We start from the raw sequence: 13,045 nt of genomic DNA, 5'->3' as shown, positions 1-13,045 counted from the left end.
CTGGTGGCAGAGTAAGCCTATAGGAGCACGTCTTGAAAATCGAAAACAAAACGGTCCTGATCACCGGAGCCAATCGCGGCATCGGCCGCGCCCTCGTCGATGAAATGTTGCAGCGCGGCGCGAAACGCATCTATGCCGGAACACGCGGCGATCAGCGTCATGATGACGAACGCGTCATCTTCGTCAAACTGGATGTCACAGACGAAGACGACATTCGGCAAGCGGCTGAGAAAATTGAAGGTCTCGATATTCTGATCAACAATGCCGGGATCTTCTCGCCAGATGATTTCAGCGATTTCGAGATCATCAACCGTCATCTGGCTGTCAACTTCTTCGGCATGCTGAAGGTGACGCAGGCATTCTTGCCGATGCTGGTGCGGTCGAAAGGCGTCATCGTCAATAATCTCTCTTTGTCGGCGCTTGTGCCGGTCGCCTCGACGCCTGCTTACTCGATTTCGAAAGCTGCGGCACACAATGCTGCTCAGGCTCTGAGAGCCCTTCTCGCGGCTCGCGGTGTCAAGGTGCACACCTGCTTCACGGGGCCGGTCGACACCGATATGACGCGCGATTTCGACGTTCCGAAATCTCCGGTTGGCTTGGTGGCGGCAGGTATCGTCGACGGATTGGAAAGAGGCGAGGAGGACATCTTTCCCGATCCCTTCTCCGGACAGATTGCCGATGGTTGGCGGGCCGGCGTCATCAAGGCACTCGAGCAGCAATTCACCGCTTTTGTGCCACCATCACCGATGGACGAAGGGGGCTGTTGTCACCATTGACGTCCAGCATTGCGAGGCTCGGCAACGCCGGGCGAGTTGAGATGAAGCAAAAGGATCGTTGGCGACGCGATCTGCCAACGATCCAGGCTCTGCCGGAAGCGACCTTGACGACCTGATGCCCAGGCACATGTTTCCGACAAGAACCCTTCGCTATCTTTCAATTCACCTTATTCACATCGATCAAGAGCGCTACAGGCCGCAGCAACGACAAAATCGGAAAGCTCCCAATGTCAGCCCCGATCTTCATTCCCGAACCGCTGAAATCGCTTCGTGTCGAGCCACTCTTCGCCGTTGAAATGAACATCACGGCAGCCCAAAAAGTGGGAGCTGAAGCTGGCCCAAGCGTGGTCGGCATCGTTGGCGGCGGGCGTTTCGAGGGAGAAAGGCTAAAGGGCCGCGTCCTCGAAGGAGGCAGCGACTGGCATCAGGTTCTCGCCGATGGAACCGTGCGGTTAGACTGCCGCGTCGTGCTGGAAACGGATGATGGAGCTCTCATTGGCATGACGTACCAGGGAATTCGCGCCGGTCCAGCAGACGTGCTCGCACGTCTTGCGCAAGGCGCGCCAGTGGAGGCCGACCAGTACTATTTTCGTATCAATCCGATCTTTCAGACGCGTTCAGGCGACTATGGTTGGTTGAATCGCATTGTGGCTATCGGCACCGGTTATCGACCCCCGAGCGGGCCGATCTACAATATCTTCCAAGTCCTCTGACGGAGGGGAGACACAAAACCACAGGATTTTCAGAGCAAGCGGCGGGTTACGTTTCGTCTGCTGGGGACCGATCATGCGCAGGCAGCGTTCCTCGGCCGCGTTGAGGCTGGTCAACCCTGCGACGAGGAAGCTTCGCCGCTCGCGGGTTGGATTTTTCCTCACTGTCGACATGGCAGCCGCTCTGGGCCATCCCGGCCTCCGCAAGCCTATCGGAGGCTCGTCCGGACGCTTTACGGAATTGTAAACTTCCGAACAGGACGTCGCAAAGATTCAAACCGATAGTGCGGACGGCTTCGATTGGAATTGATCATGCATGCCCGACAAATCGCCTTCCTGGCCGCCGAGTCCAACAGTAACCAGCAGACCTCGCCAGGCGTCGAGACCCCCGCTCCCATGGATAACGCGCGGCGCGCCGAAGCCGAAGTCCAATCAATCAATCCGTGGAAAGTTGCCATCCTGCTTTTGGCGGCGTTGACACTCTACAGGTTCGCCATACTCGCGCAGATCGGCCTTCATCCCGACGAGGCCTACTATTGGCTCTGGTCCCGGGTGCCCCAGGCTGGCTACTATGACCATGCGCCGATGATCGCCTGGTGGATTTGGCTCTCGACGCAGCTTCTAGGTGACAACTCTCTCGGCGTTCGCCTGTTTCCCATCCTGTCCGTATTAATCGTTTCGGGCGCCACCATCGCCATTTCATGGGAGCTCTATCGCGATAGTCGGCTGGCCGTGAGAGCAGGAGTGTGGGCAAATGCGATGCCACTGATCGGCTTTGCAGTACTGCTCGCTACGCCTGATGCCCCATCTATCCTGTTCTGGACGTTGGCGGTATGGGCCCTGGTGTGGCTGCGTCGTAGCGGAGACAGGCGCATATGGTTGCTTGTCGGCTTGCTGGCGGGTCTCGGTTGTCTGTCCAAATACACCAATCTGTTTCTCGGCCTTGGCATCCTTCTATGGATGATCCTGGATTCCGAAGCGCGCAAACGTCTCTATGGCCCTCACATGTTCATTGGAGGCGCGATCGCTCTTGCTATCTTCTCGCCCACCATCTTCTGGAACTTCGAACATCATTGGGTGTCGTTTGCCAAACAGTTCGGCCGCATCGACAATGGGCAGCCGCTCTCCTGGCATACGCTGGAGTTCCTGGCCGGGCAGTTCGGGCTTGCCAATCCGGCAATCGCCATCTTCGCCGCCATTGCCGTCGCAACCGCCTGGAAACAGCGGGGCGCCGGCGAAGTCTCACCGACCGCATTTCTGCTGGTGCTATCGGCACCCATGCTCATCTACATGTTGCTTCATTCGTTCCATAGCCGCGTCCAGGGCAATTGGCTGGCGCCTGTCTACCCGACCATGGCGATCATGGCCGCTGAGGCTGCGCGGCATTCCGCCGGCTCACGCCACTTGAGGCGCATGACGAGATGGGCCGCACCCGCCGGTATTGGTCTGATCGTTGCTTCTTTTTATTATTTCGCTTCGCCGCTCGGACAGCAGGCACCTTTTCCGTCGCCGGCGGACAAGCTCATTGGTTGGAATGAATTGTCGACGGACATTGCACACTACAAGCAGCTTCATGATGCTGGGTGGATCGGAACGATCGATTATGGCATGACGGGCGAGCTTGCCTTCAATGCCGATGATGCGCAGCATGTGCAGGAAATTATCAGCCGGAAACGCTATTCCTTCGAAACCGTCGATCCGAAACTTGTCGAACAACCGGGCCTCCTGGTCATTCCCGTGGCCGGTGGGATGCTCGAGCGGCTCCGAAGCTGCCTGCCACAGATGGTGCCTGTCGGCGAAGTTGCGCGTCGAGCCGGCAAACGCGTGCTGGAGCGGTACGCGATCTTCACAATCAAGCATGCGCCGCGGGATATTTTCATTACGGGATGCATCTAGCAACCAGCAGCGATCGGCCTTCCGGTGAATGGATGACATCACGTGACCGGCAATCTTTATGAATGGAGAACGCAACCGTCCCGATAAACAGAGCACCACAGCTCGCGTTTCCTGCCCCTCATCTGGATCAATTCGCCGTCTTTGGCGACCTAATTCCGTCCTAATTTTTGCGATTTAACTTCGATCCGAAACGTCTGACCCACGTCAGACCATCGCCAGCGATGGCGCAGGGTGTGAATTTTGCCCGTTTCGCCATGAACGTTGGTAGAGGACCTTTTATATGTATGATTTCGATGTTGCCGCAACGCAGTGGATCAATGCCTGGTCAGGCCACAGCACGCTGTCGGATGCGGCGATGATTTGGGTTTCGGCCGTCGGCGTGCCCTTGATGATACTGGGAGTTGCCGGCCAATGGTGGCTGCGGGCCGACAAAAGGCATACGCGCCATGTTCTTGTTGCGTCTGGAATGGCTTTTCTGTTGGGCCTCGCGATTAACCAGATCGTGCTGTTGTTCGTTCACCGAATGCGTCCCTATGACAACGGCCTCACTCATCTCCTTGTCTCCAAAAGCGCCGATTTCTCGTTCCCGTCCGATCACGCGACCGCCAGTTTCGCAATCGCGTCGACCTTCCTGCTTTACGGGATGCGCCGCGGATATATCTTCCTCGCGGCGGCCGTCATCGTGGCCCTTTCGCGAATCTATGTCGGAACGCACTACCTCAGCGATGTTGTGGGCGGCGCGGTGACGGCCTTGATCGCAGTCATTGCGGTTCGGGCAATATATCGCGAAGATACGCGGATCGATCGCTTCATCACTGGAATATTGTAGGGAACGCTTGTTTGACATTGTTTCTCCAGAGCGCATCCACGACTTGATCCAGGTCTATGGCCTCTGGGTTCTGTTCGCATTGGTCATGGCCGAAAGTATGGGCGTGCCGCTTCCGGGGGAGACTGCCTTGGTGACGGCGGCTCTCTATGCCGGTTCGACGCATATGATCAGCCTGCAGGCCGTCGTGACTACGGCAAGCATCGCCGCGATCATCGGCGACAATATCGGCTATCTGCTGGGCCGATCGATCGGTCTTCGATTGATATTGCGCTATGGCGACCGCTTCCATATCGGCAGCAACAGGCTCAAGATCGGCCAATATTTCTTCATGAGGCACGGCGGCAAGATTGTTTTTTTCGGACGATTTGTGGCGCTGCTCCGTACCTTCGCCGCTCTCCTTGCAGGCGCGAACCGCATGCGCTGGTGGTATTTTCTATTGATGAATGCTTGCGGCGGCGTGTGTTGGGCAATTGTCTTCGGTGGCACTGCCTATCTGTTCGGCCAACAGGTTGAACATGTGAAGGGGCCGATCGGCCTGCTGCTCTTCGTGGTTGCAATTGGATTCGTCTTTGCTGGGATGGTGTTCTTCCGCCACCACGAAAAGGAATTGGAAAAACGGGCGAAAGCGGCGCTTGGCGATCAGTGACTGCCGGATTGGTATTAAGAGTTCGATATTGCGATCTATCTGGATTAGGCGGAAGAGCCGGCAGGATCCCGCGATGGCGGGAATGACAGGATCGCCCTGAATCCTTGACAATCCTGGCGATTCGACAGCCGAAGATCCAGATCGTGGCGCTGTGCAATCGTTCGGGCGATGGCAAGTCCGAGCCCGCTGCCCTCTTCATTCGAATGATGGGCGCGGAAAAAGCGCTCGGTAAGCCGCGGCAACATATCGTCTGGAACGCCGGGACCGGAGTCGCTGACGGAAAGTTCGATGCGTCCGACATGTTCGGCAATGGCGATATCGACGATACCGCCTGACGGCGTATATCGGACGGCATTGTCGATCAGGATCTCCAACAGGGCCCGCAGGTCGGCGTTCGAGCCAGTCACATTGGCTGTCATCATTGCGCCGAAGCCGAGATCGACCCCCCGTTGATCCGCAAGCGGGATCAGGCCTGACACCACATCCATCGCCAATTCGTCCAGGCGGATCATTTCATGCTCGGTCGCCACGTCCATGCTTTCATAGCGCGCCATCCGCAGGAGTTGCGACGCGAGCGCCGAAGCGCGTCTGGCGCCAGCCTGCAGTTCGGCCAATCGCGCATCGAGTTCGGAATTGTTTTCCGCCTGCCTGATATTGCCGATCTGGATGGTCAGAGCTGTAAGCGGTGTCCTGAGCTCGTGGGCAGCATCTGAGAGAAATTCCCTTTGGCGCGCCATTGCGCGCTTCAGGCGCCACAGCAGGTCGTTGATGGCCGTGATGAGCGGCAGGATTTCTCGGGGAACTTTCGCCATTTCGATCGGCGACTGATCCGTCGCTTCGCGCCCCGCAATATCATCCGCCAGTCGCTCCAGTCGGCGAAATGTACGTCCAACGACAAGTGTGACGACCAACCATGAAACCGGAATAGCGACGACAAAGGGCAGGATAGCACGAACGGCAGCATCGGCCGCTATCTCCTGCCTGACGAAGGTTTGCTGGGCCACTTGCACTGTCCGCTCCGGCGTCACAAGCGAAAAGACGCGCCAGTGGCCGATAGCATTGTCAAACTCCGAAAATCCGGTGGCCGGTTGATCGGGAATGACAATCGCTTCATTGGAACTGCGCTGTGGCCGGCCGTCCGCGTAGCTTACCTCGATGACATAATCGTCCTCTGTATCATGGGGAGGCAAGGAGACCTCGCTAGGCGCGACGAAAGTGAGATCGCCAACATAACGAGCAATCTGGCGCTGCTGCAGGTCCAGGAATTCGCTGCTTTCCTTGCGTGCGCCGATATAGGAGGCGGCGCCGCCGAATACCGCCAGGACGGAGAAAACTGCTGCCAATATCAAGGTCGTGGCCCAGCGCAGCGAGATCACGATTTCATCACCAGCCAGCCGGCACCGCGAACATTGCGGATAATGTCCTTGCCGAAACGACGCCGAATATAGTGGATCAGAACGTCGACAGCGTTGCTCTCAACCTCTTGGCCCCAACCGTACACGCGGTCCTCGATCTGCGATCGCGACAGGATCGTGCCAGGGCGCTCCGCGAGCGCCCGCATGAGCGCAAATTCGCGCGCTGGCAGCATTTCCGTCTGTCCACGATAGCTCAGCTCGTGCGAGGCCAGGTCGAGCACAATCTCGGATGTGCCGATACGAGACGTGGCGTGGCCGGCGTGACGGCGCAGGACCGCACGGATACGCGCGAGAATTTCCGGCACTTCAAAAGGTTTCACCACAAAATCGTCACCACCGGAGTCCAGTCCTTTGACGCGGGTGTCGAGGTCGTCACGCGCCGTGATCACGACGATCGGCGTGCTTATGCCCAGGCGGCGGACGTTTTCCAAAACACGGATACCGTCGGAACCGGGCAGACCAAGATCCAAAAGGGCGACCGCATGGCCGCCGGCCAACAATGCCTCTTCGCCTGAACGGCCATCGGCGACCCAGTCCACGCTCATGCCGGCATCCGCCAACGCCTGGCTCAGGCTGCGGCCAACCATCGGATCGTCCTCAATAAGAAGAATGCGCATAATTTTCCCGCCGAGCCCTTGCGTCGCAATATGATCGACAAATTAAGGGGAACTTAGGGCACAGCTGCGCTCCAATAGCTTCGGCGCTTCTCGCCGACACCATTCGATTTCAGCCTCTCCATCCGATCCTTATGGTTTACCGCAACGAAGACGATAGCGCACATTGTCGGCCTGTTTTCCCCCAGTCTACGAGCTTACAAAAGCGTAAGACCCCGGCGAAACAAGGGTAAGTCTGTCGTGTCAAAATAGCCTCATCGGCGACCATGTGCTGGGAGGAGAAATCTCATGGCTTCAAGGGAGTTCTACAGGGCGGCGCTAGTATCGGCTATGCTGTTCTCGTTGCCGGCGCTATTGCCTGCAATTGCTCAAGGTGCTCTCGCCACCGAGGCACCGGCAGCAGCGGAGAAAAATCCGCCCGGCGACATACCGGACAATCAGGTTTTCATCAGCTACGTCTCACCGCTCGGCTTTTCGCTGAAAGTGCCGGAAGGCTGGGCACGCACCGACTTGGCGAATGGCGCAAGTTTTGTCGACAAGCTTGACGGGGTTATCGTCAAACAGTCCGATATGGCCAATGCGCCGACCGCCGAGGGAATTCGGAAGGATTATATTCCCGGATTGGAAAAAGAAGCGAGGGCCGTCAGCATTGGTAGCGTCAAAGCCGTGAAATTGCCGGCAGGCAATGCCATCCGCATCAATTACAGCTCGAATTCAGAACCTAACGCAGTGACGAACAAGCAGGTTCGCCTTGAAAACCAGCGCTTTCTCTTCTTTAGGAATGGCAAACTGGTTGCGTTGGAGCTTTACGCGCCGCTCGGCGCGGATAATGCCGACCAATGGAAGCTGATGTCGGAATCGTTTGAGTGGCATTGACCATGAACGTTTTGGAGGCACACGAGCTCTATCGGTTTTTTCACATCGGCGATGATGAGATTGCCGCCTTGCGTGGTGTCAGCCTTACTCTTGCCGAAGGCGAGTTGGTTGCTGTCGTTGGCCCGTCGGGAAGTGGCAAGTCGACCTTGTTGTCGTGCCTCACCGGACTTGACGAGCCTGATGGCGGTTGTGTGATTGTTTGCGGTCGGCGCGTGACACGCCGCTCCGAAGCAAGTCGAGCGGCCATCCGGGCAGAGAGCTTTGGCATCCTGCAGCAATCGAACAATCTTCTCCGTCAGCTTACTGTCGCGGAAAATATCAGGCTCCCGATGCTGCTGAGGGGCAGCGCAGATGAAGCGCGGATTGCTGAACTGCTCAAGCTTGTGGGCCTCGTACATCGTGCCACGGCCTACCCGGCGACGCTCTCCGGCGGCGAAACGGCCCGTGCGGGGCTAGCGGTCGCGCTCGCCGCCGATCCTCCCATTCTGGTCGCCGACGAGCCGACCGCTGAGGTCGACCGACATGCCGAGGCGAGCCTGATGGTCCATTTCGACGCGCGGCGAACCGCCGGCAAGACAACGCTGTTGGCCACGCATAGTCTTGCATTAGCGGGCAAGGCGGATCGGATTCTTCGATTAAGGGATGGAAGGCTCGATGATGGGTGATCCGCTCGCCGAGACACACGGTCTTTGCCGAAGTTTCGCGGATGGCAACCGGGCGCGCTTGCCGGTCCTCTTCGACATAAACTGCCATATCGACGCGAGCGACCGCATTGCGCTTGTCGGCGTGTCCGGTAGCGGAAAGACCACCTTGCTGCATATTCTCGGCGGCTTGGATGTGCCGACGACCGGCGCCATCGCTTGGCCTGCTCTCGGGCAGCGCGAAACGCTTCGTCCCGCAAAGGTGGCCTTTGTATTTCAGAGACCGAGCCTGTTTCCCGCTTTGTCCGTTGCCCAGAACGTCGCGTTGCCCGTTCTATTGCTGGAGGGGCGCGACAATGCGGAAGTTGCTGCGCTGGATCTCCTCGACCAATTCGGCCTGCTTGATCTTGCCGCGAAACTTCCAGAAGAGATTTCCGGCGGTCAGGCCCAATGCGTCGCAATGGCGCGGGCGCTCATCACCAAGCCGCGCCTAATTTTGGCGGATGAGCCAACGGGTCAATTGGACAGTGCGGGCGCCCACCACCTGCTGGACATCGCGCTCTATCTCGTTGGCGAAAGCGGTGCTGCTTTTGTGTTGGCAACCCATGACGAGGCTGTTGCGGCGCGGCTTGATATCAGGTGGTCGCTTGATGCGGGACGGTTGAGCACCGATGTCCTGCCGCGGGAGGCGCGCCGATGATCGGTCTTTGGTTAAAGGCACTGCTGCGACGCCGCTTCGCGCGGATCACCGGCACTGCAATGGGGGTCGCGATCACCGTGGCGCTGATTACCCTGCTCTTCCTATTCCTTACCGATAGCAGCGCCTCCATGACGCGCCGCTCTGTCTCAGCTGTGCCGATAGATTGGCAGGTGGAGGTTTCGCCAGGCGCAGATCTTGCAATGATAAGCGATGCGATCGGCAAGGCCGCACCAATCGCGGCTGAGCGGCAAGTGTCTTATGCGGCGATCGGCGGTCTGGAGGCAAGCGCGCACGGCACCGTGCAGACAACCGGCCCGGGCAAGGCCATCGCCTTCGACAAAGACTATCTCAAGGACTTTCCCAAGGAGATGCGCCTGCTCTCCGGTCGCGCGGACGGTATTGTTGTCGCGCAGCAGACGGCGGCTAATCTCGCGATCGTTCCCGGCGACACGATCTCCATTGGACGGATCGGTTTGTCGCCCCAGACCGTGAAAGTTGACGGCGTCGTCGATCTTCCGGACGCCGACACGCTGTTTCAAGCAGTCGGTTTGCCGCCGCAAGCCGCCCCGCAAGCGCCGCCAGACAATGTGGTGATATTGCCATTGGAGACCTGGCAAGCCCTGTTCGGACCACAGCAGGCCGGCCGACCGGATACGACACGCACGCAATTTCATGTTCGCCTCGATCATAGTGCTTTGCCGGCGAGTCCCGTCGATGCCTGGGCGCAGGTCAACGGTGCCGGGAAAAATCTGGAAGCGCGCATCGCCGGACAGGCATTGCTCGCCAATAATCTCGCTGCACGCCTCGACGCTGTCAGGGGCGATTCCCTTTATGCGACCGTGCTGTTCGTCTTTCTCGGCCTGCCGGGGGTCGCATTGGCGTGTCTTTTGACCATTGCGATCGCATCGGCGGGCGGTGGCCAACGCCGAATGGAGCAGGCCTTGTTGAGAATGCGCGGCGCGGACATGCGGCGCGTCCTGGCCTTGTCCGCGGCGGAGGCGATTGTCGTCGCAATGGTCGGCACCGCCGCCGGGCTGATCGTCGCGATGTTATTCGCAAGCTGGGAATTCGGCACCGAGACACGGCTCAGCACGACGTTGCTGGCTTTGAGCCTGTTGATAGGATTGACACTCTCGCTCGCAGCTTTCCTCGTCGCAGCGTGGCGCAACGCGCGTTACCGGAGTGTGCATGTCGCAAGGCGCGCCATCCGCAGACTTGAGACGTCGTCTTGGCAATGGCTTTGGCTCGATCTCATATTGCTGACCACGTCGCTTCTGTTCTTCCTTCAATCGGCGAGCACCGGATATCAGATCGTGCTTGCGCCCGAGGGCGTGGCAGCAACCTCGGTCGATTACTATGCCTTCGTCGCGCCGGCGCTTTTCTGGATCGGGTCGGCATTGTTGATGCTCAGGCTTTCCGGCCTTGTCATTGCTGACAATGGCAAGATGCTGAAATGGCTGGTCGGCCCGGTAGCCGGACGGTTGACGCCCATTGTCTCGGCGGCGCTTTCGCATCAATCCGGCCGCATTGCGGTCGGCATCGCCATGACAGCGCTTGCTATCTCCTTCGCAACGTCGACTGCGATTTTCAACACGACCTATAACGCACAGGCGCTGGTCGATGCTGAATTGACCAACGGTGCCGACGTCACCGTTTTCGGAACAACGGCCAATCCTGCGGGCGCAAAACGCGATGCGCTGGCGGCTCTGCCCGGCGTCAAGGGAATTCAGCCGATGCAACATCGCTTTGCCTATGTCGGAAACGATCTGCAAGATCTTTATGGCATCGATCCGACGGCGATCGGCAAAGCCACCACTCTCTCCGACGCTTATTTCTCCGGTGGAACAGCCGCCAAATTATTAGCCGATCTGACCACGACCCCGAACGGGGTCCTCGTTTCGGAGGAAACAGTACAGGACTTCCAACTGAAAATCGGCGATACCATCAATCTGCGTCTGGTCAGTGGCGCAGACAACCAATACCACGCCGTTCCATTTGTCTTTCTGGGTGTCGCCCGCGAATTCCCGACCGCACCAAGAGATTCCTTTTTGGTCGCCAACGCAGCCTATGTCGCAAGGATGACCGGCACCAAGACAAACGAATATCTGTTGTTAAAGGCTGCGGCTGACCCAGCTGCGCTGGCCCGCACGGTCCGCCGCATTTTGTCCGGCGATCCATCGCTTCAGATCAAGGACATCGGCTCCGCCGCTAATATCATCGGATCCAGCCTTACCGCTGTTGACCTTTCGGGGCTGACGGCGATCGAGCTCACCTTCGCGTTCGGTCTCGCCATTTCGGCTGCGGGACTGATGTTGTGGCTGGGTTTTGCTGACCGGCGCCGTGACTTCGCGATTCTCATGGCCATCGGGGCTAAGCCGGCTCAGATGGCTGCGTTTTTATGGGGCGAAGGTATTTTGATCGCCACCGGCGGCCTCGTCTACGGCCTCTCGTCCGGTGTCCTGTTGGCCTGGATGCTCGTCAAGCTGTTGACCGGTGTCTTCGATCCGCCGCCCGACGCGCTGTCAATTCCATTTGTCTACCTGGCGCTGGTAATCGTTTTGCTACTCGCTTCGCTTGCCACAGCGATCTTTTCGATGAAGATCGACAACTGGGGAGAGACTGCGGACTATATGCGCGATATCTAACGTTCGTCACTGGCGCTGACTGCGCGCATGGGGAATCACGAAACCAATATTTTGTGATATCCAATTCAGGCATGTGTCAGAAATTCATAGCATCTATCGTCTAGGTCCGAATATGGGGGCGGCCGTGCGAATATTGCTCGTCGAGGGTGATACGATCTTGGGAGATGCGTTACGCGATCATGTCGCCGCCGACGGCGGGGATGTCGATTGGGTAGTCGACCTCCAAGCGGCGAAGCGCGCGCTGGACGCAGCCTCTTATTCCTTGATCCTTCTCGACCCTGGCCTGCCAGACGGCAACGGCTTGGAGCTGCTGACACATTTGTCGGCGCGATCGCCCACAACGCCCGCGATCATCATCTCTGCAGCCGATCAGGTTACCGACAGGCAAAGGAGCCTCGAGCTCGGCGCGGCCGATTGTCTTGTCAAGCCGTTCAGCCTCAGCACGCTGAGTGCACGTATCAGAAATGTGCTCAGCACTTCGAGCCGCGTCCCGACGGTGGGCGCCGTGCCGTGCCGATCTGGGAACCCGACTGGTGAGCGCCCTGTATTGTCGGGAGACGCTGAAGTTCCACAGAGGGGGGATTGAAAAGTGGCAATGGTGAGGTGGCTATCGACACGATCACGCAAAACAAAACTCGCAGGCGCTTTGGCGGCAATGCTTGCCCTGCCAGTCCTGGGGCTCGGCACTTACCTCGCAGTGGTGAACTTGGGTGACAATTTTCACCCGGTAATCCCCGGGGAGCTCTATCGCTCCGCTCAGCTTACGCCGAAACAGCTCGAGACTTACGTGCACAACAACGGCATCCGCACGATCGTCAATTTGCGCGGCGAGAATAAAAATCAGACCTGGTACGATCAAGAAATCGACGCGGCACGACGTTTGGGCGTCGAGCATATCGACTTCAAGATGTCCGCGTCGCAGATATTGACGGCGGACAGGGCCGATCAACTGGTCAGCATTCTGCGTTCTGCGCCAAAGCCTATCCTCATACACTGTCAAGCGGGAGCGGACAGAACCGGTCTCGTTGCTGTTATCTACAGCCAGCAAATCGGTGGTATCGACCAGAAAACGGCTGAACGTCAGCTTTCCATCGTCTATGGCCACGTCGGAATTCCCTATCTGTCGGGCGCATTCGCAATGGACGAAAGCCTTGAGAATTTGGAGAAACATTTCAGCCGCGTGCAGTAGATGTCCTACTACTACAGTTGCGTTTCGTTTGAAATCATGATTCACTTCCTGCATTTGACAGGAGGGAATTCAATGTCGGTTGCGGGTTGGTCTGGATCAGTGCTGGCG

Annotated in this window: 13 protein-coding genes; 11 read left to right on the top strand and 2 right to left on the bottom strand. The window is 58.2% G+C overall.

The window, feature by feature from the left end; all coding sequences use genetic code 11:
* The first annotated feature begins 32 nt into the window (after window positions 1–32).
* The 5 genes from PY650_RS26865 to PY650_RS26845 all read left to right on the top strand — a co-directional run bounded on the left by PY650_RS26865 (window position 33) and on the right by PY650_RS26845 (window position 4,857).
* On the top strand, window positions 33–776 hold the full coding sequence (locus PY650_RS26865) for an SDR family NAD(P)-dependent oxidoreductase (protein ID WP_285882644.1): 744 nt from the start codon (window positions 33–35) through the stop codon (window positions 774–776).
* A gap of 227 nt (window positions 777–1,003) precedes the next feature.
* On the top strand, window positions 1,004–1,489 hold the full coding sequence (locus tag PY650_RS26860; protein ID WP_285882643.1) for a DUF3237 domain-containing protein: 486 nt from the start codon (window positions 1,004–1,006) through the stop codon (window positions 1,487–1,489).
* A gap of 309 nt (window positions 1,490–1,798) precedes the next feature.
* Window positions 1,799–3,382, top strand: a complete 1,584-nt coding sequence (locus PY650_RS26855) for an ArnT family glycosyltransferase (protein ID WP_285882642.1) — start codon at window positions 1,799–1,801, stop codon at window positions 3,380–3,382.
* A 280-nt stretch (window positions 3,383–3,662) separates the two neighbouring features.
* A complete protein-coding gene (locus tag PY650_RS26850; protein WP_285882640.1) occupies window positions 3,663–4,211 on the top strand; it encodes a phosphatase PAP2 family protein in 549 nt (182 codons plus the stop codon).
* Between the two features lie 7 nt (window positions 4,212–4,218).
* Window positions 4,219–4,857: a DedA family protein gene (locus PY650_RS26845; RefSeq protein WP_285882639.1), complete on the top strand. Its 639-nt coding sequence runs from the start codon at window positions 4,219–4,221 to the stop codon at window positions 4,855–4,857.
* 44 nt (window positions 4,858–4,901) lie between these two features.
* Here the strand turns inward: PY650_RS26845 and PY650_RS26840 are convergent, their stop codons facing one another.
* Together PY650_RS26840 and PY650_RS26835 are read right to left on the bottom strand one after the other, a co-directional pair.
* The gene (locus PY650_RS26840) at window positions 4,902–6,233 is read right to left on the bottom strand and encodes an ATP-binding protein (RefSeq protein ID WP_285882638.1); all 1,332 of its coding nucleotides are present in this window, start codon (window positions 6,231–6,233) and stop codon (window positions 4,902–4,904) included.
* Complete coding sequence (locus tag PY650_RS26835) at window positions 6,230–6,889, bottom strand: response regulator transcription factor (RefSeq protein WP_285882637.1); 660 nt, start codon at window positions 6,887–6,889, stop codon at window positions 6,230–6,232. The genes PY650_RS26840 and PY650_RS26835 overlap by 4 nt, the downstream gene beginning before the upstream one ends.
* 285 nt (window positions 6,890–7,174) lie before the next feature.
* Here PY650_RS26835 and PY650_RS26830 point away from each other — a divergent pair, with 285 nt between their 5' ends.
* The 6 genes from PY650_RS26830 (at window position 7,175) to PY650_RS26805 (ending at window position 12,937) form a co-directional block, all read left to right on the top strand.
* Window positions 7,175–7,762 (top strand): hypothetical protein, encoded by a 588-nt coding sequence (locus tag PY650_RS26830; protein WP_285882636.1) that lies wholly within the window; start codon window positions 7,175–7,177, stop codon window positions 7,760–7,762.
* A gap of 2 nt (window positions 7,763–7,764) precedes the next feature.
* Window positions 7,765–8,427 carry an ABC transporter ATP-binding protein gene (locus PY650_RS26825; protein WP_285882634.1) on the top strand — a complete coding sequence of 221 codons (663 nt, stop codon included), beginning with the start codon at window positions 7,765–7,767 and terminating at the stop codon, window positions 8,425–8,427.
* Window positions 8,417–9,103, top strand: a complete 687-nt coding sequence (locus PY650_RS26820) for an ABC transporter ATP-binding protein (protein WP_285882632.1) — start codon at window positions 8,417–8,419, stop codon at window positions 9,101–9,103. Before PY650_RS26825 ends, PY650_RS26820 begins: the two co-directional genes overlap by 11 nt.
* Window positions 9,100–11,748 carry an ABC transporter permease gene (locus PY650_RS26815; RefSeq protein ID WP_285882631.1) on the top strand — a complete coding sequence of 883 codons (2,649 nt, stop codon included), beginning with the start codon at window positions 9,100–9,102 and terminating at the stop codon, window positions 11,746–11,748. Before PY650_RS26820 ends, PY650_RS26815 begins: the two co-directional genes overlap by 4 nt.
* Before the next feature lie 124 nt (window positions 11,749–11,872).
* Window positions 11,873–12,334: a response regulator gene (locus PY650_RS26810; protein WP_285882630.1), complete on the top strand. Its 462-nt coding sequence runs from the start codon at window positions 11,873–11,875 to the stop codon at window positions 12,332–12,334.
* 69 nt (window positions 12,335–12,403) lie between these two features.
* Window positions 12,404–12,937 (top strand): fused DSP-PTPase phosphatase/NAD kinase-like protein, encoded by a 534-nt coding sequence (locus PY650_RS26805; RefSeq protein WP_285882629.1) that lies wholly within the window; start codon window positions 12,404–12,406, stop codon window positions 12,935–12,937.
* Window positions 12,938–13,045 lie beyond the last annotated feature (108 nt).

Origin of the sequence: Martinezella calliandrae (assembly GCF_030272695.1) — a bacterium.
Taxonomy (GTDB): domain Bacteria; phylum Pseudomonadota; class Alphaproteobacteria; order Rhizobiales; family Rhizobiaceae; genus Rhizobium; species Rhizobium calliandrae.
The sequence above is the reverse complement of the archived record's forward strand: the minus strand, read 5'-3'. Positions and strand labels throughout refer to the sequence as shown.